The sequence below is a fragment of the Nostoc sp. genome, assembly GCF_036916655.1.
In the GTDB taxonomy this organism is placed as follows: Bacteria; Cyanobacteriota; Cyanobacteriia; order Cyanobacteriales; family Nostocaceae; genus Nostoc.
The window spans coordinates 21,177-43,977 of the sequence record NZ_JBALFY010000081.1 but is presented as its reverse complement, the minus strand read 5'-3'; the positions used below and the strand labels follow the sequence as shown (position 1 = coordinate 43,977).

Sequence of the window (22,801 nt, the reverse complement as noted above, 5' to 3'; positions counted from 1 at the left end):
CGCACTGATTAAACAGATTCCTTAGTCATTAGGAATCACCGCACTTGGTCGCAGCCAGTAGTTCAACTCTGGTGCTGTAAATGCTTGGCGGATTTCTTTTCGTTCCTGATTCAAAACCATCGGACGCTGTACACCAGCAAGAAACTGCACATCATAAAGTTCTTGACAACCAGTAGTGAACTTCAGCATCCCCACTTGCTGCCCATTTCGCAAATCCACGACTACCACACCACAGAGCAACCGCTCAAACCGTTGGGTAATAGGCAACCCCCCAAAAATATGCCGTTCCCGAATTTGGCATAGTCCCACTAGGGCGTAATAGCCCACGCAGCATAAACCACGCAGAAATCCAGGTAGCACACAAACTACCTGTTTGTCCCCTGATTCTGGGTGAATGCGCCATATTTCTCCAGCACCAGAGTTGAGTAGCCATAAAAATCCGTCGTGCCAGATGGGGGAATGGGGCATTGATAATCCATCTACAATAATTTCATTACTCTCCACTTCCACCACGACCCCACCGTTGGCTTTACCTGGTCGCCACCCGCCGACGCTATCTGTCGCACCGAGGGCAGTCACATACTTGGGGTTGCCATCCACCATCGCTAACCCATTTAGATGGCAGCGGTCTTCTGGCACTACTTGGGAAATAAATTTGGGATGCCAGCGCGGTACAAAGCTAAAATCTGGACTCAAGGTGGAAAGACACGAAAAGCGGGTGTTGACAATCCACAGACCTTCTCTGCCAAATTCCAGGTCGTGAATGTTCAGGTCGCCTGTAAAATATGTCATCCGTGGCAGATAAAGGGCATCATAGCGTCTGGGCTGGTCTTCTAAAAACTCATAAGCTAATGCGGGAGCATTGGCTAGTAAACAGACTTCATGCTGGCTAGCCAGTGCTAAACGTGAACCATGAACTGCTAACCCCATTGGTTTAGAAAATTGGCGTAACAGCATGGTTATCTGTTGACCATTCCAGCCTGCAACTGCCAGTTTTCCAGCTTGGTAAGTGGTGATGGCAACTGAGCCTCCGGCTTGACTCAGCCAGGAGATAAATTCCTGATCGGCATCACACTGAATTAAGTTATTCTCTTCTGGGGCAGTAGTGGTAGAGGTGGCTAACATAAATAAGTTGAATTAAATTTCAAATTTTGTTGGGGAAATTTGGACTTAGTTGAATACAAAAATAGTCAGTGGCTTTAGCTTTGTTGAAATTGAACGATAAATCGCTCGCTACGAATCTTTCGGAATTAAGGACAAAGACGACTAGGCGTGCCATCATTGTCAATAAACAAACCTGCACCAGAGACAGAACCCAAAAGAGATCGTTCCTAGATAGCAGGTCATATCACGATAAAGCTGCACTGTATCTAACTTTGCAGACATTTTGAATTTAGTTTTTATAATTTCCTAGCCCTAAATCTTATTTTGTAAACTATTGTTATATTAGAGACTATTTATTTAAATAAAATCTGTATATATACTGAATATATAGTTTGCTTAAAACTTTAATAATTTGCAAGCTGGATCAGTAGATTTTCTTTGTATAGAAGCGAATTTTGTCGTTAGTTTTAAGAAAGTACTTTAGAGTTTTTCAAAGCATTTTTTTCTTCTGCTGCTTTGAGGCGATCGCTCTCCTACCTCTTACAAAACCAAGCATTGCTCTCTAACCTATGTAGCTTCTGCTCTACAATGAAGTGAAGAATTTAGCAGCTTAAACAGGGGATTTATTTATGTCCCGCCCTACGCTCAGTAGCCAAGAAGTCGCCCGATGTGGAAAGGATCTCTATCAAAAAAGTATCCGTACCAAAGTTGAGACACAAGAGAACATTGGCAAAATTATCTCGATTAATGTTGAAATAGGAGATTACGAAATCGGTGATGATTTAGTCGAAACGAGTCTTCGATTACAATCCAAGCAAACTGACGCATCACTTTGGGGAGAAAGAATTGGTTTTGATGCCGTTTATGCAGTTGGTGGTACATTGCTCAGGACGGCACAGTGATACACAAGACTGTACTTTGCGATCGCACCACTGGCAAACCCAAAAGATGGAACAATGCAGAAGATAGCAAAAACAACCCTCAAGTTATTGAAAGGTGCGTTGGCATAGCCCGTCGTAGACATCGCTGATTTACCTACTACTCAAAAGCTAGTTGAAGTCTGTGGTAAGCTTTTGCCCGTGATTACTAAGTTTTTTGGCTTACGATAGCTAAAAATTACTCTACGTCTGGATCGATACCCATTGCCCTGAGCCGTTCTGCTAATTGTGCAGCCCTTCGTTCTGCTTGCTGGGCTTTTTGCCTTTGCAACTGGGCTTCTTCTTGACCAATCAGTAACAGATTCCCTTCTAAATCCCACCAGCGCAACCAAAATTGCTCAGGATTATTCAAGTAGCTTCCCTGCCATAACCCTAGTTCTACACCTAAAGGAGGAATTGGGTAATGGCCTCGATCATTAGGCTGCATTTTGTGGTAAGAAAAATCTACCAGATGATAAACTTCCAGTTTGTCATTACTGATTTCATAAATCGCGTAGTAGGGAATTCTAATTATTCGCTCATATACCCAAAATTTACCCGGTTTTGCGCCTTCTCGACTACCAGCTAGAGGTAAAGGAGTAACATCTCGTTCTTCATCGCCATTACCGCTAGCTAGTTCTATAGCAATCAATGGCGGTATGTATTCCCGCCACAAAACATAGGAGCGACGGTTTTTGCCATCTAGCCTTGGTGGTACACCAGGGACATAAAACCAATCTGGTGCTGCTGCTCCTTTTTCTGGTGGTTCAGTTTCTCGCCAATAAATACCACAATCTTGACCAATGCAATACTGTCCATCTGGATGTAAGCGTTGCAAAACTTGAGCAATTAGAGTCTGTCAAAATGACGGTTTCGGGATGCTCTTGAAAATTTTTCACAAACGTACCATCTGACTCTGGTAGTTGAGTGTGATCGGGAAACTGGGGTGGTATGCCAATATCGGCAAGTGTTTCACTCATACTTTGAAAAGTATTGCAGCTATTTATAAGAAGAATTCAGAACTCAGGAGTCAGAATTCAGTATGAATTCTGTACGAGTGGGTAATGAATATTGGTTAAAACCGTACTTCGTCCCGCTACGCGCTTTCGCCTCTGGTGGGCGAAAAAAATTAAAATATTCTCACCTGAAAACTCTATCCCTTTATGAGTAGAGTATTCTGAATTCTGAATTCTGTATTCTGACTCCTGTTTTATTTAGTGCTTGACGCTTCCCATAAGGTGTTACTAACCAGTATAACACCTTGCTCTGTCTTGATTTCAGTGCTTTTACCCTGCCAGAACCCCTTTGATTGCGGATAGAAATATATGAAATCTTATATTTTGAAGCTGTATGTATTTTAAAATAGGCGGGATGGTGGGAGCGATCGCTATTTTATTGAGTAATGGTAGTGCGTTCACCGGAGGTGTTGGCGCAGCCATCGCCCAAGATGCACAAAGATATATCACTGTAGGGCACGATCAATTAGGAAACAGTGTAGCTCTGGACACAAAAACTATTCAGGGCACTACATATAAGCTTTACGGAATCTATGGAGATGGCATCTTTGAAACTACGTTTGATGCTTCGTGCAAAGAATCGCGGCTTTTTCGGAATCGTATTGCCATTTATAGCTCAGATGGACAGCTACTTCAAGACGATCAGCAGAAAGGAGAAATAGCTTTTGTAGCCGATTCTTCACCAGGCAAAGGAATGCAAATTGTTTGTCAAAAGATTGGTGCGCGTGGTTGGTAGGTTAAGTAGGGAGTAGGGAATGGGGAGTAGGGGGATAAGGGAGCAGGGAGAAGAATTTTCCCCTCTGCCCCCCGCACCCTGCCCCTCTGCCTCTTTTTAATGCCCCATTTCCAATACCCAGATAGAATATACTAAGGACAAAACAACGTGTCACGCGTATCTCGCCCTGTAACGGGATTAGTCCCTTTGGCAAGTTTGCACAATTTTTTTTGCTCATCGGGACGCAGCAGCGTATCGGTAAAATCTGCCCCGTCAATGATTGCACCGTCAAATCTAGCGTTAGCAGCAAAAGCACCTTCCAATAGTGCATTTGTCAAATTTGCTCTGACTAAACGAGCCGAGTCTAAAGTGGCATTTCTTAAATCAGAACCCTCCAAATTCGCAGACTCTAAATTTGCTGCAAAGAAGCTGACACCGTTTAAATTAGCGTGGCTGAAGTTGCTTTGGCGAAGATTAGCTTTAGTAAAGCTAGAGTCTGTTAAATCACGTCCAGAGAAATCAGCCTCAACCAAAATTTCCTTATTATATTCCAGTGCCAAAGCTGTTGGAGCAAAACCGACTGTTGCGGTGATGCCAATTATTCCCCACAGAAATAAGCCGAGTATGCTCGCCCAAACCTGATGTTTTATTTGATACTTCAAGCCCAGTTTTGTTGGGGATGAGTCGAGTGTAGAATCCGCTGTGCATAGGCGTAGTCCGCCGCAGGCATCGCTTAACCTAGAATTCACAGAATTCATGATATTTATAGTTAATGGCTAACCTTCCTCCATCTCATTATCCAGATATTGGTCATTTAGGAGAAGACCTAGTAGCCCAATGGTTGCAATCTACAGGTTGGATAATTCTCCATCGTCGCTTTTCTAGCCGCTGGGGAGAAATCGATATTATTGCTGAATATGCTAGAGAAGCAGAGAAAACAGCAGGAGAACTCAGGACTCAGAACTCATTACTGGCATTTGTTGAAGTCAAAACCCGCAGTTCAGGTAGTTGGGATGCCGGGGGAAGAAGCGCAATCACCCCACAAAAGCAAGCAAAAATTTGGCGTACAGCTGGAATATTTTTAGCCCAGTACCCTGAGAAGGCAGATTATTCTTGTCGATTTGATGTTGCTATTGTCTACTGTCAAAAGATACCAAAAAATCTGATTGGGGTTACAGCAAACCAGGAAGCTCTAGCTACTTCATCAGTACCCGGATATAAGTTTAAGCTGCAAGAATACATTCCGGCAGCTTTCGACTCTTTAATTGATAATGGCTAATCGGTAATAGATAAAATATCTTGATTACCAATAACCAACTATTTTGTAGTGGCGTTACAACCAAAAGTATCACGCCAATGTTTCTGGACAGTAGCCTAAGCCTCGGACAAACTGTTGTCGAAATGCTTCAATTTCGTCTCTCTCTGGGCTACCATGAGAAACGATCGCTACTTGATAACGACGCATCACATCCACAGGGCACTGTCCCGCTTCCAAACTCCAAAGTGCCATTTGCACCCTCATTGGCGGTTCGTAGCTAATTCCTAATTCATTCAGAAAAGCCCGAAAGTCGCCATCTTCTTGGGGCGAGACTTGACCTTTGAGTTTGATCCTAACCACCCAGCCATCAATTTGATGAATTACGGTGACGAACGAAACTGGTGTCTGGGGTCTAGCGTGGAGGTGTTGAACGACCCTCAGGGTTAGACTGGCATTTGCCAGATAGTACAAGTATTCCATGTTTGTTGGTGCTTGGGATCAAAGCCAATCCTACATATCTATATTCGTCAATCAGTGCCCCTTCCCGGTAGGGTAAAAGCCCCCGTTTTTAGATGGGGAGGTTTACCCAATTTTTATGTTAAGTTTTCCATGTTACTTAATAGTAACAATCTTATAGCCTTGCGGCAAAACTGAGCCAAGATCCCTTAAAGTTCCTTTAGAAGGGAAAGCTTAAACTAGCTTTTTTGAGAGAGTATAAATACTAAATAAAGCAAAACTAGTACAAGGTAATTTGAAAGATACATCTCGTCCACAAGCAAAAGATTTTGCATTAGATTGCTCGGTAGTTGGCTATGACTACGAACTACCTCCAGAACTCATTGCCCAAAACCCAGCAGTTCCTAGAGATAGTTCGCGTTTACTGGTAGTTGATTCTCCTAATACAGGCATCGAAGCATCATCCCTACACCATATTTTCCATGATTTGCCTGGACTGCTACGCTCTGGTGATTTGTTGATTATGAACAATACAAGAGTCATTCCAGCGCGGCTTTATGGTCATAAATCCACTGGTGCGAAAATCCAAGTGTTGCTGTTGGAAGAACGGCAGCATAACTGTTGGTTAGCTTTAGTTAAGCCAGGAAAAAGCTTCAAACTAGGAGCGAAGATTATTTTTGAACCCAGACAATTAGGGACTGAGGATTATAAAGATTCTTCCCCAGTCCCCATTACCCCTTATCCCCAGAGGGGGCCCCACCATCCCCAATCCCCAGCCCCCAGCCCCCAACTCACCGCTACGGTTCTAGAAACAGATGCAGCAACCGGAGGGCGTTTGTTGCAATTTGATGTACCAGAGGGCAAGACTTTGGTGCAACTGTTAGAGGTATTTGGTGAAGTCCCGCTACCACCGTATATCACGACCTCTGAAGCTGCGGATGAGCAGTATCAAACAGTTTATGCTAAACAGCCAGGAGCGATCGCAGCACCGACGGCAGGATTACACTTTACCCCAGAATTATTACAACAGTTGCGCGATCGCCAAATCAATCAAGCTTTTGTAACGCTACATGTTGGTGTAGGTACATTCCGCCCTGTGGAAGTGGAGGACGTAACTACCCATAAAATGCATGAAGAATGGATTGAAGTTTCTGCTGCCACAGTAGAGCAAATTCGCGCTACTCAAGCTGCTGGCGGTCGGATTATTGCTGTAGGAACAACAGCAGTACGGGCTTTGGAAGGTGCAGCTAAATCTGGGAACTTACAAGCATATTGTGGTAAAACAGACTTGTTTATTTATCCCGGCTACCAATGGCGGGTAGTGGATGGTTTGATTACGAATTTTCACTTACCGCGTTCTAGTTTATTGATGCTAGTAAGTGCGCTAATTGGCAGACAACGGTTATTGAATATATACAACGAAGCGATCGCTTTTAAATATCGTTTTTATTCCTTCGGCGATGCCATGCTAATTTTGCCGTCAGAGGTGGGAGTGGAGAGTGGGGAGTAGAGAAGCGATTAATCGCTTCTCTACAAGAGTTAGGAGTTAAAAGTTGGGAATTTGGAATTTTTTCTTTCGTGGTGGGTACTCTGACTTATGAGGAGTTAAAAATAAGTACAGGTCTATTATTCATGTCTGAAAAATACCTATTTTCTCAGGGCTTAAATTTATTTTGCCAGGTAACACTCGTTGGGTGTTCTGCGTTTTTGGTCTTGGCTACACCAGCAATTACTAATTTCCCAGTTAGCAAGTTGCTGGCAGAAACCGCAATTTCTCAGGATTTGGAAGCTGCTAGCTTTTTCCAGCAGGGAGTGACGCGCTATAACCGCAAAGACTTACAGGGTGCGGAATATGCCTTTCGCCAAGCGTTGCAACGAGATCCTAGCCTTGGGGCAGCGCGAAATTATCTGGGTAATATCTTTATGGAGCAAAATCGCCTGGATATAGCTTTACAAGAATATACAGAGGCGATTAAGATTAATCCCAATTTTAGCGAAGCTTATTACAACTTAGGGTTAGCGTTGCACCGACAAGGAGAAAAAGAAGCCGCGATTACAGCTTATCGCCAGAGCTTGGTAATAGATCCCACAAGGGTGGCAGCGCTGTATAATCTGGGTTTGGTGCTGTACGAACAAGGACAAGTTGAGGATGCGATCGCAGCATACCAGCAAGTAATCAATCTAGATGGCACTTATGCCAATGCTTATTTTAACCTAGCGATCGCCTTGCAACAACAAGGAAAAATAGAAGCTGCGATCGCTTCTTATCGCCAAGTATTGCAGCTAGATCCTAAAAATGCCACAGCCTACAACAACATGGCAAGTTTGCTAGCAATGCATGGTCAAGCTTCTGAGGCTATTTCTGTTTATCGGCAATCTATTCGCCAAAATCCGAAAAATGCCTCCGCTTACTATAACTTGGGAGTAACTTTATATAATCAGGGCGAGTTCAAAAAAGCCAGTGGAGTCTTGCAACGCGCTCATAATGAGTATCGTGAGCAAGGCAACATTGAACAAGCCCAGAAAATTGAGCAGCTAATGCAGCAAATTGCCCAGAAAAGTCAGCAACCTCAAGCCAGTCAAACAGCTACTCCTTCTCAGAGTTCAGATTCTACAAGTAATGTAGTACAAACATCTGAGCCACAGACGCTAAATCAATCAGAAACGCCGGCAAATCCTAGCAATGTGCCTGTATCAGCTGAACCACAGTCTAATTCCACGAATACCGGACAATAACAATTCAAAATTCAAAATTCAAAATTAAAGACATTTCAGACGTTCGCGTAGCGTCTCGTAGAGAAGAGAAGTGCCTTGCGCGGGTTCCCCACGTTGTGGCAACTGACGTTCCTCCGTCGCTAACGCTAGCGCTAACGGGAGATTTAGCGAGAAACGCGGTCTTGGGCTTTGCCCAAGTGGAGCGATTTCTCAAGACAAACCCCTACTGTAGTTTGCTTACCGTAGGGTAACTGATGCTACATATAGATGTAGGGGTCTTAAACCCTTGAATTTACAATAAAAAACGATAAATTTTTCCAAGGAGGATAAATCTTGGTTTACCGTCCCTGGAAGTAAAAATACCCTTAGTTAATTAAAAATATACATGGTAGCCTACCTGTATGTTTGCTAATGTAGTGCATATACAGTCAGTAACTAAAAATTGACCTCTACACTTTGAGCATTTTTTGAGCATTATGACAAACAGCGCTAAAACACCAACGGGTAAAGTTAAGAAAGGGCAAGTAGCCATTAGGGTAGATTCAGGAAGTATTAAAGCTTGTTTCCCAAGGTCGTACTGCAATAAAGGGCAAATAAAACTTGCTACTGGCATTCCATTGATTAGCGGTTGGGAATCTACAGCATCGAAATTACAACGACGCCTACAGATAGAATTGGAAGATGGAAAGTTAGATGATGGTGATGGTAACTTTCAGTTGGGACGTTACAACGACATATTAAGTGAGTATGGATTGAGGGCAAGACTAAAGCTAGCCAAACTTCAGCCTAATTCAGATGACCAATTACCACCCAAGCCTGATTTATCTTTGATGGAAGTTTGGGGCAACTACTGCGAATATCGCAAATTAAGCTTGAGAGAAAGTACTTTCAAGAATATGTACACGGGTAGCTATTCCAACTTCCTTGAGTCAGCTATTGAAGCTACCGGGTCAGAAGACGCGATAAAAATCAGAAGTTGGTTGTTAGAAAACAGAAATCAAAAGCACGTTCGAGAGATACTATCAAACCTGTCCAAAGCTTACAAATTGGCTATGAAGAACAAGCTGCTAACTCATAATCCATTTGAGGGGATGGCAGAGGAAATAGTGAACAAGGGCGCTGTGGGTAGAACTCAAGGTGAAATTGATACCGAGAATGACGACGATATTCTCGATAGAACAAAAGCTTACTCATGGGATGAAGCACAAGCAATACTCAGCTATGTTGAATTAAATTGTTCACACTGGCATAACTTTCTTAAGTTCAAATTTCTAACAGGATGCCGGACAGGTGAAGCGATCGCACTCACATGGTGTGACATTGAGTGGGATAACGAACGTGTTCTCATACGAAGAACTTACGATAGAGTTACCAAAAAGTTCTATCCACTAAAAAATGACAAAACTTATAAGGGTAAAGAATCCCGCAAGTTCCCGATGCCGAGAGATGGTGAATTCTGGAAATTCCTAAAATCTATTCCTCAAGGGCAACCTAATGAAATTGTTTTTAAGTCCAAGGCGGGTAAAACAATTGATAGAATTAGCTTTTGCAATGCGTGGAAAGGCAGGGAGGGGCAGAACAAGGGTATCATTCCTCCATTAATTGAACAAGGCAAGTTAACAAAGTATTTATCACCTTACAACACACGACATAGTTTCATTACTCATGCTATTTTCGACCTGGGAATAGATGAGAAAATTGTATCTACATGGTGTGGGCATAAGCTGGAAATCTCCAATAAACACTATCAAGATGTTGCTGTATTTGCCGCAAGAGTAAATCCACATTTACCGATTATGGGTAGTCAGAATTCACAGCAACAAACTGAACTTGACCTACTGAAAGAGCAACTCAGAAAACAACAAGAATTGATTGATACGCTTCTCAAGGACAAATAGTCACAAAAAAAGGAGGTGAGAGTACATAACATACCCTTACCTCCCAAGTAACACTTTTACCTAACACTTTTACTAACACTAAAAGTGTTACTTTACAGTAACACTCCTACGGCAAGGGTATCCCACTATGCCGATGTTGGAAATGCAGCACTAGGTACAACGCTTACATCTCTAGCAGTACCCAGAGTAAACCTGAATTCATCTATGTAACCATTTAGATTAGTTCCTGGTGCTGGTGAGGAATTCTCGCCAATTTTGATACGTCCTGATGATGCCCAATCCCCAGAAGCAAATTCTCCTAACTTTGTACCATTAAGCCAAAGTTGGGTTGTAGTACCAATCTTTTTGACGGCGATATAGTACCAAGTATTCATAGTCAATGCTGCTAATGTAGAAATTGCATCCACAGTGTTGAAATACAGGGTGAGATTGCCACCGTTTAAGTAAAGTGCAGGGAAAGCACCATTGCCCCCATCAGGACGCATATCAAACAACAAGACTGTACTGTTAATGTTGACAAAGAATTCGATAGTACAATCTTGTGAACCAACATTGAAACTACTCGATACACAGTTCAGTGAACTGCTACCATCAAAGTAAAGTGAGTTATTGAATTTAGCCCTAGTGCTAGAATTTTTCACCCCATTATTAGGGTTGCTGATGCTAACTGAATATGTGTTTTTACCGCTATTCGTTATCACGCTCGACCCGTCAGTTTCGTCACCATGAAGTAATAAGACCACATTGGAAGAATAAGAGTCTGTACCACCACCGCTACCACCGCTACTCCCACTTGTGCCGCTACTTGATAAACCTGCTAATAAATCTGCTTTTGTTATGCGATAGGGAATGTTGGTAGTCGCATCAATCATGAACACAAAATCACCATCAATTGCAGTAGTTCTTGTTTCTACTGGCAATATCAACCCTGAGCTATTTACTGCTTTTACAAGTGGCATATTTTTATCCTTCTATTAGGTTATCAGCGTCAACAGTTTCAGTGTATTGGATGATGGCACCAATCACCACTTTTACGGTGTTACTGACACTATCAGCTTCTACAATTTGTCCGTGGTTTACTTTCCCTTGAGAATCAAAAAACTTCACTTTTTGTCCTATCCTTACAAGTATTTCTTCACTATCATCAATGCTGTATTGTGGCTGGTTTATAGAGTACATTACGTTTTTTCCCTGTTATATCTACTAAGTTGATTGGTGGAACAGATGTGCCTACATTCAAGTAAGCGTGAGTGAACGTCACTATACCCACTTTGTTGTTTGTTGGCAATACTTCCTCTACTCCTAATATCTCCACTTCTTGTGTACCTTGTGGTTCAACAAAGCTACTTCCCTTGCGAAGGTATTTTATATTGAACTTATGCTTTGTAAGACCTATTACAGCTTCTACTACACGTTCCGCTGTACCAACGTTATCTACATCAAGCTTGAATTGGAACCCGTTTACAAAGTCACCGTAGGTGAAAGTATTCACGCCTTTATTGATGGTAAAGGGTGTAGCAGCAAACTTTTCATAAATGAGTTCAGCAAGCTGTTTGGCATACTTATCAGTGGCAAAATCAGCAACAGTTTTATCCATCAATCTGAAGCTTATTTGCATCGATAAAGGTGGCGTAACCTTCTTTGTTTCCTTATCGGTGTGTTGCTTCTTGTAGAATTTCAGTACTACCTCTGGACGGTACCTACGCTCTGGTATTTCTGCTGCAAGCTGACCATAGACAATACCAACATCCCTACCCTTGAACTGCCTTTCTGTTGCGATAGTTTGTATGATATTCCCTTTCAATATCTCCTCTTGCCCTGCAAGCACAATCTTGTTATTAGGTACTGATTTGTCGTAAGTTATTTCTACATATTTCTCACTTCCTAGTACTGGTACTTGTTGATTAGCAATTGCTTGACTTGCGATATAACTATCAACACTATTGGCTACTACATACCCTGCTTCTATAAAAGATTGTCCAGCTTGCAGTAATGTTTGATGTATGAATGTTGATAGTTCACTTCCCTTACCGAAAACATTATCAATCGCCTCATCAATAGCAATAGCGAATGACCAGGGCTTGCTACCTTCTTTACCCCATGCCGTTACAGCATTCGCAACTTTATCGCCAAAAAAAGTCTTGATATATTGTGACGGGATAGCTTTGATGATTTTGCGTACAGTCTTATAAGTGTTGGTGAATAGTATCTGACTGCCAAGTACCAACGCTTGCTGAAACAAAAGACCTAAGTTTGTAAGGAAACCTTCCGCAAATCTCTCTGTTACTTTTGTGAGTACTTGTGCCCCCAAAGCTTCATTGAATACGAATATCGTTGCACCAGGGATGAAACCACCAGCAATATACCCAAGAGTTTGCCCAACTGTTATCCCCAATTGCCCAGCAAGTGCATGGAATTGTCCTTTAATACTTTCATCAAGTTGTGCATCAGTGGCATTCCAGTTGAAGTTCCAAAGGAATTGGGAATCGACAACAAATAGTGTCCAAAGCCCATTGATACTGAAGTTGATAAATTCGCCAACCTTGCTTACGAGGAATCCACCAAGGGCACTAAAGCCACCGAAGATTGACTCAATAATACTACCTCCCGACTTAGTGCCTGTGGTGGTAATTTCATATCCTTCAATCACCCGTGCTGCTACTTTACTTCTGGCAACCTTACTGAATAATTCCTCTGCAATGAAAACTAATGGATTTGCCATGAGATATACCCCTGTGTAAAAAGTGTTAGTCTGAGGTAACACTTTTAGTAACACTAAATATGTTACTTGAGGGTGTTACTTGTAGCGAACATACCCCTATAGCCTGTTGAGTAGGTTTGCAATGTTTGTGACTACCTTGAGATTGTCGTTTTGCTTTTGTTGCTGTGGTGTTACTTGTGCTGGTGGTGTTTCATTGGGGTCAATAATACCTATTTGACGCACAAGTGGAGCATCAAGGGGATTGTCACCCCAAGGGTCGGCAACATCAGTTACACCAGGTGTTGCTACAAATCCCTGTTGTACTTCACTTAGGAATTGCTGGAATGTTTCCTCTTTCACCGCATTGCTCACATTCGCAGTTGCCTGTGGTGAGGTAATGAGGTTTTTTTGCAGTGCTGCTGTGACATCTTTTGCGGTTGTACCCAAGTTCCGCCAGTTTTGTGCATTCCACCTTTCTGCCATCGTCGTAAGTTTTTTTATCTCATCTTGTAGGTCAACTTTGTCATTGTTGATGTAACTCACGATATCAACATTAGATGGTTTTAATGTTTCAGAAATGCTGTTTGCGTTGGGCGTGAAAGTACAGGGGATGGTGCGTTTTGTTTGGTCGAGTTTGTACCCCAAGTACTCGGCGTTCGCTTGTGCAATATCGTAAGTTTGAGTTGCAAGATTTTTTATCATTCCCGCTTCAGTCAAAGCGCTTATACCTGCCACAAGCCCGGCATGACTGTCACGTTTTGTTGCTATCAGTAGTCCTAATATTTCTGCAAGTGTTTCAGCAATGTTAGGTAGTTCAAGTTTAGTGTCTTTGCTGTCTTTGTTGGTTGGGTCGGCTTTGATGGTAAGTGGTATAGGGTACTCACCACTTATGGCATCCATCTGCTTTACGTGCCAGAAAATCATCTCAGCAAGTGATTCAAGTGTCTTAGTGGTTTTGTCAGTAGTATCAGCAATGTTTGTTGGCACAGTAGCAGGTAGGTTGCCAATACGTTTCAACACAAGTTTCAGAAGGTCGTCACTACACATACATTCGCAGGGTTTTGGTTTAGGTGGTTTCGGTGGGTCGGGTGGGTCAACGTAGTTCGTGCTGTCACAAACAAACAACAACTGGAACACATTGGTTTCCCTGTTGACGTTGGGTAATGTGTCATAATTGAAAACATTGATATTACTGGTCAAGGCGTTGTAATCTGCTGCATTTGTAAGCTTTAAAGTAATACCAGGGTCGGGAATATTGCCAGCGTTCGGCTTATCATTCGATAGTATTTGTGGATATATTTGGTGGGTGCTTGTGTTGTAATAAATCCTGTATTCAATGGTTTGTTGAAAGTGAAAATTATCACCACTTACTTGTCCACCTCTAAGAATGTAAGCGCTGCGTTGTGTGGCGGGATTTAAGTCACCTCTCTGGATGTACGCAAAGTTGAAATCCTCTACATATTTACCCGTCACATCAATAGTAAAGTCAGCACGAACATCAGGTAAGTTCGGGAAAAAAGTATTGTCAGAAGTGGGAAACAATGACTTAGTTGGTTTGACCGTAAAAGTAGAGTGGTATGATTTATCGCCATTGATAACCAGCGATTCAATGAGAGCTTTGCACAATACTTGCACACCTCTGGCACACCTAGCTGGTTGTTTGGGATTGGGGTCGCCATGAGTGGGAGAAGTAGGAATTACTGGCGGTGGGTTGGAAGTATTGCAAGCAGGATTACGTATGGTAACGCTAGCACCATTAACACTTATCACTAAGTTGCATGGGTCAACATATAACTGGATAGGTGAAAATTGCGCTATTTGTTGCAATGCTTTGTCTGTTATGAACTTTCGTGCATCATCGGCACGTTTAGCATTTTCCTCTATCGCGTGAATAGCGTTACTCGTATTACGGCTAAGGCTATTGAAAGGGTCAGGGAAATACCCCATACTATGCGTACTCCCTAATGTTGATAGAGGTGCTACCACTTGCTACCACTGCATAGTAAGCGCCTGTGTAGATTGGTGGTGGTGCTTCGTAGTAATCCCCAGGTGATAGCGCTACCGTGTATGACGATGTGCTTACCGTATTGACGGTATCAACAAAAACTGTACTCGTACTACTGTTGAAGAAAGTAATGTTTTTGCGGTTACTATTACCTGCAACAAGTTGGCTTGCCGTGGTAGTGATGATATTGCTGATGATGTTTGGTACTGCGGGTACTTCTTCCACTGTGATAGTTGTAGTTAAGTCAGCACTTATTGTCACCGTGTCACTACCACCAGCACCAGTTTGTAGTAGTCCAAAGCCTGCATTTCGTATCTGGAAAGCAAGCATATCCTCATTACCTAGAACTTGATTGTCGATGGTAAATGACTTGTATGGGTAAGGATGAGGATTGGTAAGGCTATTACTGGTAATGCGTTGGTATGTACCACCACTGCCTACCCTTACAAGCCCGTCAAGTTGTATACGTTGACCACTCCACTCCAGATTGATAGCTGTCAGTAGTTGTTGAGAGTCACTTTCAGTAAGGTCAAACACAGGAAATTCTACTTGTGGTAATGAGTAGATGTACGCTATTGCCTGTATGTTGTTCAGGATAAGGTTTCCATCGATTACCCTGTAGCCTGATAGTGAAAACGGTGTGTAGGTGAACAATGGCGTGATACTTGCCCCACTGTCGGCATTCAATGTTACTGCTACCTTGCGCGTTTTGCTGAAAGTTTGAAGCATATTTTTGCCTTACCAGAAGAAACGAGATTTAAATACCTTAAGGCAGTTAAAACTATTTTGTCAAATCATGGTAAAAAACTTTTTTAGAGGCATTGACAGCCCTTATAGAAGGCGCTAGAGTGACGTTCACATTCACTCATGGAGTATTTCTCATGGCTGCTACCGCCGACTTGACTTTATCTGAAGTTGCCGCAAAAGTGACAGTATCGGCTGTTGCTACATACGTTAGTGCAATGTCAGCACTACCTACTGGTGTATCGTTGTCTGAATTTCTTGCTATTTTCTTGCAAGCTGCTTCTGTTGCACAAGTTGCTAAGAATGCTGCGAACTCTGCTGCTAGTACTGCTGGTAATGCTTTAAATGCTTACCCACTGCCTACAACTGGTACTGTTCAAACCGACACTACCAATAACATCCAGTTCTACACTTCCACATACAGCGTCAACGTTGTGTCTGACACAAGTCCTTCTACCTCTGTTGCTGCATACGTATAATCAATAATCGGTAGGGTGAAACATCCCTACTATAGGAGTAAATAATGGCTGATAAGGACTTATCAAGAGACAGTTTCCCGCTACTACGACTTACTGGGGAAATTGTAAATGGGAAAGCAGGCGTCAAGCATATCGGGTACTTTTCTTGCAGAGCTAGTGTTACGCGTTATCTGGCAATGGAAGAATTAATCACACAGATTGGCGACCCATTAATCTCATTACGCCGCGCCGCATCCAAGCGCACCGACACATTAGTAGATGGAACACAGCTAACAACTAGCGCTATTGACAAACAACAAGGTGGTAGTACTACTCAGATCGAGTCAGAAGCTTCTCAGGTGTTGCAGTCACAAGGTAGCAAAGGCAGTAAAACTGTCAAGTTGAAGGCTACAAAGCTTATCAAGGATGACGTTCCTGGCAAGTATCATCAAGTATCATTCAGATTCCCAGGCTGGGCTACTAATCTGATAATCTCTAACGCACTTGGGCTAATACTGCCATCGGGGACAATTGCACAACCTATTAAAGATGGTAAAGTGTTCCCTTACTTTGTCAGCCCTGGAGGCAAGCGATACCCGATTGCTACTAAGCTTGGGGCTGATGCTGCTGCCGTAGCGGCGGTAGCTACTGATGCTACCAAGTTAAAAACACTAATCTCTGAAAGTGGCATTACGGGCGTTGAGTCTGAACCTGGACAAGTCTAGTAGTGAGTAATTGATATGTATAGCAATAGCAATGATTGGGTAAAAAGCATCGACACAACTCGTAGGGCTACCCTTGATGCGAACGGTAAAATCACCAATCCCATCGGTAGCATAGAACCTGATGTACAGTTTACCCACAACACTATTGGCATCTATACAGAAAGTGATAGCGCACCCTTGCACTGGTTTAAGGCAGGCACACTACTTCAAGGCTTCCCGGTTCCCTTTGGTAGTGCTGGCTTTGCAGAGGGTGAAGAGTTCAGGGTGATACTAAGGCGGTACATGGTTTACAGATTCACAAAATTTCCCAACATTGGGGAAACAAAGTATCTGATATCATTTACACCGCAGTGGTACATCCAAGATATTCACCTACAAGTTTGGCAGTACATCGGCACGAATGACGGCGCAACACTCGACAGTTTGGCAGCCCTTTCTCAGCAAGAAATAGCACAAACAGTCAAGTTACAATCATCCGTCAACAAAGTTCAGACATCCATTAACAAGCTCATAAAACTGAAAAATGGCTAACGGACAGAACACTCGCACAGTCATATCCCTGATACTGGAACTTATCGGAGTAGCAGCACCCGCCCTCGCTCAAAGTGGTGTAATCTCACCACAAGCAAGCAACATTGCAAGTGGCATCTCAGGACTAATCTTGCAAGAACTGCAAGCACTGCAACAGCAACAACAACCACATCAAGTCATTGAGGAACAAGAGCATGGCAATTAGACCTGGATACAATCAATTCCCCACCCAACGTGTACCGTTCATCAATGCTGGCATAAATTCCAGCAACCAGTTACTCAAGAAACTATCACAACCTCAGCCTGTTGATGAACCACAACCATCAATCTTGCCAGTAGAGCCTACCCCTAGTGCTGGGAGTAACACTCCAGAGTAACAGTTTTAGTAACACTTTTTGTGTTACTTGAAAGTAACACCGTACAGAATACCCCTACCATTACCAAATTGGTTCTTGTGGGGGATTTTTTATGTCAAACACCAGGGTACAACAGGAGAACAAAGTAATGGACAAGGGAACAATGGGACTTATCATATCGATAGTAATGCCAGTGCTGATTTTGCAGGCGAAAGAGATGGTAGACGCTCACAAGCACCGCCGTGACCTTGCCCTACAACAAGCGCGTAGGGACGAGGTAATCACATCATCCATCGACCAATTGAAAAGCACCACCGACAAAAGTCAGGCAGTGCTACAAAATCTCTCAAATGATATCCACGAGGTCAGAGAAAGGCTTATACGGGTTGAAACGCGTATCAATCCTTAGAAGCGTTTTTAGGTGGTCTGCCACGCTTTTTGGAGGCAACAGATGGCACGATTGAGGTACTTTCCTCGGTCGTGCTTTCTGTTAGTGGTATCACTATTGTTTCACTCTTCACAGGATACTCATCAAGCGCCATAGGCTCGCTATCGCCACAGTCTTCTTTTACATCAGGGTCGTGGACATCCATACTTATTTCACGTTCTTCGGTATCTTCTTCATCATCAGCTACTTGCACAACTTCCGTTTCTTGTGGTGCTGTTGCCACAGATATTTCAGCAAGCAAAGTCTTTTCCCAATCATCAGCACTCTTGTGAGGAAATTGTGCTGCAAGATGTTCAGCTTGTTGGCGTATTTTTGTAAGCTGTGAACGCTCCTCTAGAGTGTTGCAATAGGCGAGTAACTTGGTAAAAAACAGTTGCAATATACTTTCATCAACTTTGCCATTTTCCATCCATCCCATCGTCAGGATAAGGCGTTGGTAGTAGTAGTCGTACACGAATTCCTCATCGTAATGTACATCGATTTTCGTGAGTGCCTTGTGGTCGTAGAAACTTTTCACCATCCCCTTGGGTGACAACATCTCAAGTCGTGGCTTGAAATTTGCCTTGCCGGGGTCGAACTTCCCCGTAGAGCTCACAAAATCTTTCCAGTGGCGCTTACCCAAATACTTGTAACCCGATACATCAATGTTCTCAGTCTTCTTGGGTGTCATAGTGTTACTCCTCTCGTTTTGCTAGTGTTAGTCCGTAAAATTCTCTCAAGTATACCTATTGATGTCACTGGATGACAATGGAATCGTTCTCTCACGCTGTTGTAGCAACCGAATGCGCCAACGTGTTCACTCACCAGTATTATCGTTCTACTGAACATTGGGGCATTGACGACAACGTTGGTCATCTTGGTGATAAAGTTCTTGTCTTGGAAACCTTTGTATTCTACAAATATCCGCGATAATTCCAGATATTCTGTACCATTAACGCTGTTGACTATTGCCGCAAGTTGACGACTCGCAATTGGACTATCCTTATTTGCCGATATACCAAAATCAATCTCCCACTCTGTACCATCGACACTGAGGACAGGATGTACCTCGATTTCAAAGTCATCCCCACATAAACATTCTTCCAACAAGATAAAAGTCTTAAATTCACTTGTGCTATCGAATTTTGTCTGATGACGGTCAATGCGTTCATAAGTCGTCAATCCAGTGCTGATGTTGTGGTATACCCGTTTCACACCACTGTACTTTTGCTGTGTGTACCCCATATACCCTTTCCTGTAGAGTGTTAGTACAAGGTAACACTAAAAGTGTTACTAAAAGTGTTACCTCAGAGTGTTACTGTGGGCACTAGGGTATAGGGGTATCCTTTACAAATCCCATCACCGTGCCAATGCGCTGATAGTTGTACCCAAAGTTTGCCATCAACATGATTATGTCGTTGAACTGGTTTTGTGACACATCATACCCGGTCTGAGACTTTAGATACTCTTTTAGGGTGTCTTGTGGAATACTGTTACTGTTGATGTTCTTGGGTGCGAACGGGTTATTGGCAATCTCTGGTAATACTTCCTTGATGTACTTCTGAAGCACGATACTCATGGCACTACCAATACTGCTGCCACCACTACGCTTCAGATACTCGAAGTGTCTTGCAAAGTGCGCTATGCCTTCTTCGATATCCTTGAATATCCCACAGTACACACCTACTGCAATGGGTACTTGGCATATCACCCAGCGTTTTGCGGGTATGGGTACATTGTTGGGATTGAGACGTGCGAGAGTACCAAGTGCTTTGCCATAAGTTGCCTTGATAGTACTCATGTTCTCTTCACCCCATATACGTTGGAATATGCGCTCTTGCGCTTCCCAATCATAGATAATGCGTGTTGCTTTTGCCTTGCCTTCCTTGAAACGTAGTTGGATAGTACGGCGTTCTATTTCGCTGAATTCGCGCTGTGCTTCACTACTGAGGTCAAATATACTGTTGATGATTTTGTAGCTGTAAGTTTTGAATTCGTCCTTGTGAGAGTCGTTACTCAGTCCACTGATACGGCTTATTGCGCTTTCCTCATTGTTGGCAAGGATAATGTTGTAGAAATTGCCAGCACGATTCATAAATACGCTGGGATTGAAGTTATCGAATACTGCCAACCCTACTTCACCCGTGCCAAAATTAGCATCTAATTTATCTCTCATGTGTGCCCCGGTTGTATCACTAAGGAACTCTACAGCGTGTTCCCGTGGGTAGTGTTGAGCGATGCTCTTGCTGAGTTCAGTTTTGCCACTACCATTGTTGCCAAGGAAATATGGGATGGGTAGGCACTGCTTTTTGTTGAGTACGGCACGGCAATTCAACAACATAAAACACACTGCAAGGGGATATTGATGCTCTTTATCTGGCATATCCACAAAGGTAGGAAGGTAGACATCCTTTAGCCATGTGCCGTACTCTTTCGCAATGTTGCCAGTGTTCTCATTAAAACCGAACTCTTTCACACCACAAGGGAAACTGAAATCATCACCAAGGTCGTACTTGGGAAATAAGCGTTTACGGTTCTCACTGCTGGTAGACTTACCTTCTGTTGGTAGTTCTTTGCTGGCAGGTAATACGCTTATTTGTCGTGCGTAACTTTCAAGCTCAAGTTTCACGTCATCGGCAATATCCTTGTCGCGCTCTACTTTGTCCATGATGCTTGCGACTTGCTCCGCTTGCGCTGTGCCCTTGAACAGTGTTGCTTTCAATTGTGCTTTATAATCTTTGTTGCTCATGTGCTTTAAGATGTGAGTTGTCTGTGAGCGGGGAAGATGCCATTGCTTCCCCTTTTCTTGTTAGATGTCAAACATCTACCCCAAAATACTTGATGACTTCCTGAGCATCAAAGAGAACAGAGTCACCATCTTCTTTGTAGAACTCAAACCTTATGCTACGAGTGGTTGATATGCGAATACTGTTAAAAAGCAATGTTGCAGTAATACCCAATCTGCCATCTACGTTCGCAATGTATTGCTTACCAGAAATAAAATTCAAGTCATGCAGCATTTTTCAATTCCTCACAAATATAACCAGTGAAGTGTATCAAGGCGGCAAGGCTAGTGGGGAAACCATCAGAGCATGAGTAGAGTAGGTGAGAGTGATAATCCGAGTAATGCCAGTGCCAGTGCCCTGTACTCATGTCACGCTCTATTACCAGTCCTTCTATCTGTTCCTCTGCCATCAAAGCTATTCGTATGTTGTCGTTATGGGTGGTAATCATGCCGTTTTCCTTGTGTGTATGCTGTCTTCGTGAGATGGGATTAAGTAGCACTTGAGTGTGTGGATTATCCCTATGTGAAGTTTGAGGGTGGGAATATACAGTGACGATTCCATTGGCGGCGTCAGCTTCATTAAGGGAGTTGCAAACTTGGTATAGGGCATTCGTCCCAAGTAATTGCGTATCCAATAATAGGTTTCAAAAGGGTTGGTGATATTGCCACTCCAGCCCCACCGCTCCAACATCCAAATACAGAAAGCTAAATCGTCATCATGTGTTGTGTTCATACCCTTGTGTGGAAAGTGTTACCGTGGACTAACATAAAAAGTGTTACTGAGAGTGTTACTTTAAACTAACACTCTCGTGGAAAGGGTGTCTATTGACCCATTACCTGTAGAATCAATTCACTTAAGCCCGCATATTCTTTGCTTGCTTTGATGCTAGAAAAAGCATCCTTAAGAGACACAATACTTGCATCAGCTTGAGCCATCTGTGAGATGTAGAACTTCTCACGCGCTTCTAAGACTGCTTTGGGGTCAACACTTCCGCCGCTACCCCAATTACCCTTACTAGCTTTCTTTTCTTCTTTTTTGGGCAATGTCACAGTAATAGCGTCGTAGCTTGGCAATGTTCCCGTGAACGGAAAGCACTCTACTTTGTGCCCTGTTACCTTACCAGTAATCGACTTCAATGGCGTACTTGGTAGCATTGCCTCTGTAAGTGCTGGTTGTGTCATCAGTCCAGAATGTTGTACAAGTATTGCTGCTTTGTACTCAGGAGTGCCTTCTTCAGGGTCGGCATTTTCGTTACCCAAGCAGAATGCCCAATAGGTTGCCAGTGCTTCTTCTAGTGCATCAATAGCATCTTTCTCACCTGCTTCAGGGTTACACCGCACCACAATTTCACGTGTTTCGTTGGTGAGGATGATGCTCAACTCTGATGCAACCTTTACAAAGGTTTTGAGAGTAGGGATATCGTTGACGTTGATTGCCGCCAAACAGCCATCTTTCTGCCATTGGAGTGCCTGTGCTTCGCCTGCTGCCTTGTCAAAGCTACCCTTAGCACCGTTTTCACCCTGCTTCCAAAGCTTGAACTCAAATACACCACCTTTGCCATTACAAGCACCACTCGCCAATACTGCGATTAACCAATAGTTGTCGCCATCAATAACACCAGCAAAAGCACTTCCTTGCAGGGTAAATTCGTTGCCATTGAAATCATACTTGCCCTCGTCCCTACCCGTTTTATTGAATGTCAATGCAGCCCAAGTTTTGTCATCAGATATGAATGATGTCTTGCCAAAACCAATAAAAGCGTCAAAAGGTGCGTTAGCCATGAGAGTGTAGTCCTTTGTGTGTTAGTAAGTGTGTACGTTGTCATTATGTGGATGTCACACCATAACGGTTGTCATCATCATCAATTGATTATTTGGAACTCTACTATCCAGCCTAAATCGCTTGTGTTGTAGATGTGGTAATACTCCAAAGTAGAGTCTTTCATTGCTTTGTAATACCCTTGTGAATAATGCATAAAGAACAAGCTAT

Annotated in this window: 28 protein-coding genes and 1 pseudogene; 13 read left to right on the top strand and 16 right to left on the bottom strand. The window is 43.0% G+C overall.

Annotation, left to right across the window (positions count from 1 at the left end; all coding sequences use genetic code 11):
• Positions 1-21: 21 nt before the first annotated feature.
• Positions 22-1,125 (bottom strand): TIGR03032 family protein, encoded by a 1,104-nt coding sequence (locus tag V7L31_RS23185; protein ID WP_334698437.1) that lies wholly within the window; start codon positions 1,123-1,125, stop codon positions 22-24.
• Positions 1,126-1,733: 608 nt separating this feature from the next.
• Here V7L31_RS23185 and V7L31_RS23180 point away from each other — a divergent pair.
• Both V7L31_RS23180 and V7L31_RS23175 read left to right on the top strand, forming a co-directional pair.
• Positions 1,734-2,006 (top strand): hypothetical protein, encoded by a 273-nt coding sequence (locus V7L31_RS23180; protein ID WP_334698436.1) that lies wholly within the window; start codon positions 1,734-1,736, stop codon positions 2,004-2,006.
• On the top strand, positions 2,003-2,134 hold the full coding sequence (locus V7L31_RS23175; protein WP_334698435.1) for a hypothetical protein: 132 nt from the start codon (positions 2,003-2,005) through the stop codon (positions 2,132-2,134). Before V7L31_RS23180 ends, V7L31_RS23175 begins: the two co-directional genes overlap by 4 nt.
• An 86-nt stretch (positions 2,135-2,220) precedes the next feature.
• Here the strand turns inward: V7L31_RS23175 and V7L31_RS23170 are convergent.
• Positions 2,221-3,001: pseudogene (locus V7L31_RS23170) on the bottom strand (Uma2 family endonuclease).
• 370 nt (positions 3,002-3,371) lie between these two features.
• Here V7L31_RS23170 and V7L31_RS23165 point away from each other — a divergent pair.
• On the top strand, positions 3,372-3,773 hold the full coding sequence (locus tag V7L31_RS23165) for a hypothetical protein (RefSeq protein WP_334698434.1): 402 nt from the start codon (positions 3,372-3,374) through the stop codon (positions 3,771-3,773).
• Between the two features lie 131 nt (positions 3,774-3,904).
• On the opposite strand, the gene V7L31_RS23160 is transcribed toward V7L31_RS23165, so the two are convergent.
• Complete coding sequence (locus V7L31_RS23160) at positions 3,905-4,501, bottom strand: pentapeptide repeat-containing protein (protein WP_442944474.1); 597 nt, start codon at positions 4,499-4,501, stop codon at positions 3,905-3,907.
• A gap of 23 nt (positions 4,502-4,524) precedes the next feature.
• Between V7L31_RS23160 and V7L31_RS23155 the strand changes: the two genes are divergently transcribed.
• Positions 4,525-5,031: a YraN family protein gene (locus tag V7L31_RS23155; protein ID WP_334698433.1), complete on the top strand. Its 507-nt coding sequence runs from the start codon at positions 4,525-4,527 to the stop codon at positions 5,029-5,031.
• 69 nt (positions 5,032-5,100) lie between these two features.
• On the opposite strand, the gene V7L31_RS23150 is transcribed toward V7L31_RS23155, so the two are convergent.
• Positions 5,101-5,490, bottom strand: coding sequence for a hypothetical protein (locus V7L31_RS23150; RefSeq protein ID WP_012412259.1), 390 nt, complete (start codon positions 5,488-5,490; stop codon positions 5,101-5,103).
• Between the two features lie 271 nt (positions 5,491-5,761).
• Here V7L31_RS23150 and queA point away from each other — a divergent pair, with 271 nt between their 5' ends.
• The 3 genes from queA (at position 5,762) to V7L31_RS23135 (ending at position 10,079) form a co-directional block, all read left to right on the top strand.
• On the top strand, positions 5,762-6,976 hold the full coding sequence (queA, locus tag V7L31_RS23145) for a tRNA preQ1(34) S-adenosylmethionine ribosyltransferase-isomerase QueA (protein ID WP_334698432.1): 1,215 nt from the start codon (positions 5,762-5,764) through the stop codon (positions 6,974-6,976).
• Between the two features lie 122 nt (positions 6,977-7,098).
• The gene (locus V7L31_RS23140) at positions 7,099-8,202 is read left to right on the top strand and encodes a tetratricopeptide repeat protein (protein ID WP_334698431.1); all 1,104 of its coding nucleotides are present in this window, start codon (positions 7,099-7,101) and stop codon (positions 8,200-8,202) included.
• Between the two features lie 455 nt (positions 8,203-8,657).
• Positions 8,658-10,079 (top strand): site-specific integrase, encoded by a 1,422-nt coding sequence (locus tag V7L31_RS23135; protein WP_334698430.1) that lies wholly within the window; start codon positions 8,658-8,660, stop codon positions 10,077-10,079.
• 125 nt (positions 10,080-10,204) lie between these two features.
• On the opposite strand, the gene V7L31_RS23130 is transcribed toward V7L31_RS23135, so the two are convergent.
• The 5 genes from V7L31_RS23130 to V7L31_RS23110 all read right to left on the bottom strand — a co-directional run bounded on the left by V7L31_RS23130 (position 10,205) and on the right by V7L31_RS23110 (position 15,514).
• A complete protein-coding gene (locus V7L31_RS23130; RefSeq protein WP_334698429.1) occupies positions 10,205-11,038 on the bottom strand; it encodes a LamG-like jellyroll fold domain-containing protein in 834 nt (277 codons plus the stop codon).
• A gap of 4 nt (positions 11,039-11,042) precedes the next feature.
• Positions 11,043-11,258: a hypothetical protein gene (locus V7L31_RS23125; RefSeq protein WP_334698428.1), complete on the bottom strand. Its 216-nt coding sequence runs from the start codon at positions 11,256-11,258 to the stop codon at positions 11,043-11,045.
• Positions 11,224-12,801, bottom strand: a complete 1,578-nt coding sequence (locus tag V7L31_RS23120; protein ID WP_334698427.1) for a hypothetical protein — start codon at positions 12,799-12,801, stop codon at positions 11,224-11,226. The genes V7L31_RS23125 and V7L31_RS23120 overlap by 35 nt, the downstream gene beginning before the upstream one ends.
• A 96-nt stretch (positions 12,802-12,897) precedes the next feature.
• Entirely contained in the window at positions 12,898-14,727 is a 1,830-nt protein-coding gene (locus tag V7L31_RS23115; RefSeq protein WP_334698426.1) for a hypothetical protein, read from the bottom strand.
• 1 nt (position 14,728) lies between these two features.
• Positions 14,729-15,514 (bottom strand): hypothetical protein, encoded by a 786-nt coding sequence (locus V7L31_RS23110; protein ID WP_334698425.1) that lies wholly within the window; start codon positions 15,512-15,514, stop codon positions 14,729-14,731.
• A gap of 119 nt (positions 15,515-15,633) precedes the next feature.
• Between V7L31_RS23110 and V7L31_RS23105 the strand changes: the two genes are divergently transcribed.
• From V7L31_RS23105 to V7L31_RS23080, 6 genes are read left to right on the top strand one after another with little or no spacing between them, the layout of a single operon-like run.
• Positions 15,634-16,008 (top strand): hypothetical protein, encoded by a 375-nt coding sequence (locus V7L31_RS23105; protein WP_334698424.1) that lies wholly within the window; start codon positions 15,634-15,636, stop codon positions 16,006-16,008.
• A 44-nt stretch (positions 16,009-16,052) separates the two neighbouring features.
• Positions 16,053-16,712, top strand: coding sequence for a hypothetical protein (locus V7L31_RS23100; RefSeq protein WP_334698423.1), 660 nt, complete (start codon positions 16,053-16,055; stop codon positions 16,710-16,712).
• Between the two features lie 15 nt (positions 16,713-16,727).
• On the top strand, positions 16,728-17,243 hold the full coding sequence (locus V7L31_RS23095; RefSeq protein WP_334698422.1) for a hypothetical protein: 516 nt from the start codon (positions 16,728-16,730) through the stop codon (positions 17,241-17,243).
• Positions 17,236-17,448, top strand: a complete 213-nt coding sequence (locus tag V7L31_RS23090) for a hypothetical protein (RefSeq protein ID WP_334698421.1) — start codon at positions 17,236-17,238, stop codon at positions 17,446-17,448. Before V7L31_RS23095 ends, V7L31_RS23090 begins: the two co-directional genes overlap by 8 nt.
• Positions 17,438-17,620: a hypothetical protein gene (locus tag V7L31_RS23085; RefSeq protein WP_334698420.1), complete on the top strand. Its 183-nt coding sequence runs from the start codon at positions 17,438-17,440 to the stop codon at positions 17,618-17,620. Before V7L31_RS23090 ends, V7L31_RS23085 begins: the two co-directional genes overlap by 11 nt.
• 27 nt (positions 17,621-17,647) lie before the next feature.
• Complete coding sequence (locus tag V7L31_RS23080; RefSeq protein ID WP_334698419.1) at positions 17,648-17,845, top strand: hypothetical protein; 198 nt, start codon at positions 17,648-17,650, stop codon at positions 17,843-17,845.
• Between the two features lie 152 nt (positions 17,846-17,997).
• Here the strand turns inward: V7L31_RS23080 and V7L31_RS23075 are convergent, their stop codons facing one another.
• The 7 genes from V7L31_RS23075 to V7L31_RS23045 all read right to left on the bottom strand — a co-directional run bounded on the left by V7L31_RS23075 (position 17,998) and on the right by V7L31_RS23045 (position 22,593).
• On the bottom strand, positions 17,998-18,717 hold the full coding sequence (locus tag V7L31_RS23075; RefSeq protein WP_334698418.1) for a hypothetical protein: 720 nt from the start codon (positions 18,715-18,717) through the stop codon (positions 17,998-18,000).
• Complete coding sequence (locus V7L31_RS23070; RefSeq protein ID WP_334698417.1) at positions 18,714-19,271, bottom strand: hypothetical protein; 558 nt, start codon at positions 19,269-19,271, stop codon at positions 18,714-18,716. Before V7L31_RS23070 ends, V7L31_RS23075 begins: the two co-directional genes overlap by 4 nt.
• Before the next feature lie 82 nt (positions 19,272-19,353).
• Positions 19,354-20,694, bottom strand: coding sequence for a hypothetical protein (locus V7L31_RS23065; RefSeq protein ID WP_334698416.1), 1,341 nt, complete (start codon positions 20,692-20,694; stop codon positions 19,354-19,356).
• Between the two features lie 148 nt (positions 20,695-20,842).
• Entirely contained in the window at positions 20,843-21,046 is a 204-nt protein-coding gene (locus V7L31_RS23060; protein WP_334698415.1) for a hypothetical protein, read from the bottom strand.
• Positions 21,036-21,260, bottom strand: coding sequence for a hypothetical protein (locus V7L31_RS23055; RefSeq protein ID WP_334698414.1), 225 nt, complete (start codon positions 21,258-21,260; stop codon positions 21,036-21,038). Before V7L31_RS23055 ends, V7L31_RS23060 begins: the two co-directional genes overlap by 11 nt.
• Complete coding sequence (locus tag V7L31_RS23050; protein WP_334698413.1) at positions 21,257-21,544, bottom strand: hypothetical protein; 288 nt, start codon at positions 21,542-21,544, stop codon at positions 21,257-21,259. The genes V7L31_RS23055 and V7L31_RS23050 overlap by 4 nt, the downstream gene beginning before the upstream one ends.
• Before the next feature lie 89 nt (positions 21,545-21,633).
• The gene (locus V7L31_RS23045) at positions 21,634-22,593 is read right to left on the bottom strand and encodes a hypothetical protein (RefSeq protein WP_334698412.1); all 960 of its coding nucleotides are present in this window, start codon (positions 22,591-22,593) and stop codon (positions 21,634-21,636) included.
• Between the last annotated feature and the right edge of the window lie 208 nt (positions 22,594-22,801).

Coding starts and splice junctions, on each gene's coding strand:
- V7L31_RS23185 (WP_334698437.1), bottom strand. CDS start 1,125: ATGTTAGCCACCTCTACCACTACTGCCCCAGAAGAGAATAACTTAATT.
- V7L31_RS23180 (WP_334698436.1), top strand. CDS start 1,734: ATGTCCCGCCCTACGCTCAGTAGCCAAGAAGTCGCCCGATGTGGAAAG.
- V7L31_RS23165 (WP_334698434.1), top strand. CDS start 3,372: ATGTATTTTAAAATAGGCGGGATGGTGGGAGCGATCGCTATTTTATTG.
- V7L31_RS23155 (WP_334698433.1), top strand. CDS start 4,525: ATGGCTAACCTTCCTCCATCTCATTATCCAGATATTGGTCATTTAGGA.
- V7L31_RS23150 (WP_012412259.1), bottom strand. CDS start 5,490: ATGGAATACTTGTACTATCTGGCAAATGCCAGTCTAACCCTGAGGGTC.
- V7L31_RS23140 (WP_334698431.1), top strand. CDS start 7,099: ATGTCTGAAAAATACCTATTTTCTCAGGGCTTAAATTTATTTTGCCAG.
- V7L31_RS23135 (WP_334698430.1), top strand. CDS start 8,658: ATGACAAACAGCGCTAAAACACCAACGGGTAAAGTTAAGAAAGGGCAA.
- V7L31_RS23130 (WP_334698429.1), bottom strand. CDS start 11,038: ATGCCACTTGTAAAAGCAGTAAATAGCTCAGGGTTGATATTGCCAGTA.
- V7L31_RS23125 (WP_334698428.1), bottom strand. CDS start 11,258: ATGTACTCTATAAACCAGCCACAATACAGCATTGATGATAGTGAAGAA.
- V7L31_RS23120 (WP_334698427.1), bottom strand. CDS start 12,801: ATGGCAAATCCATTAGTTTTCATTGCAGAGGAATTATTCAGTAAGGTT.
- V7L31_RS23115 (WP_334698426.1), bottom strand. CDS start 14,727: ATGGGGTATTTCCCTGACCCTTTCAATAGCCTTAGCCGTAATACGAGT.
- V7L31_RS23110 (WP_334698425.1), bottom strand. CDS start 15,514: ATGCTTCAAACTTTCAGCAAAACGCGCAAGGTAGCAGTAACATTGAAT.
- V7L31_RS23100 (WP_334698423.1), top strand. CDS start 16,053: ATGGCTGATAAGGACTTATCAAGAGACAGTTTCCCGCTACTACGACTT.
- V7L31_RS23095 (WP_334698422.1), top strand. CDS start 16,728: ATGTATAGCAATAGCAATGATTGGGTAAAAAGCATCGACACAACTCGT.
- V7L31_RS23090 (WP_334698421.1), top strand. CDS start 17,236: ATGGCTAACGGACAGAACACTCGCACAGTCATATCCCTGATACTGGAA.
- V7L31_RS23085 (WP_334698420.1), top strand. CDS start 17,438: ATGGCAATTAGACCTGGATACAATCAATTCCCCACCCAACGTGTACCG.
- V7L31_RS23075 (WP_334698418.1), bottom strand. CDS start 18,717: ATGACACCCAAGAAGACTGAGAACATTGATGTATCGGGTTACAAGTAT.
- V7L31_RS23070 (WP_334698417.1), bottom strand. CDS start 19,271: ATGGGGTACACACAGCAAAAGTACAGTGGTGTGAAACGGGTATACCAC.
- V7L31_RS23065 (WP_334698416.1), bottom strand. CDS start 20,694: ATGGACAAAGTAGAGCGCGACAAGGATATTGCCGATGACGTGAAACTT.
- V7L31_RS23060 (WP_334698415.1), bottom strand. CDS start 21,046: ATGCTGCATGACTTGAATTTTATTTCTGGTAAGCAATACATTGCGAAC.
- V7L31_RS23055 (WP_334698414.1), bottom strand. CDS start 21,260: ATGATTACCACCCATAACGACAACATACGAATAGCTTTGATGGCAGAG.
- V7L31_RS23050 (WP_334698413.1), bottom strand. CDS start 21,544: ATGAACACAACACATGATGACGATTTAGCTTTCTGTATTTGGATGTTG.
- V7L31_RS23045 (WP_334698412.1), bottom strand. CDS start 22,593: ATGGCTAACGCACCTTTTGACGCTTTTATTGGTTTTGGCAAGACATCA.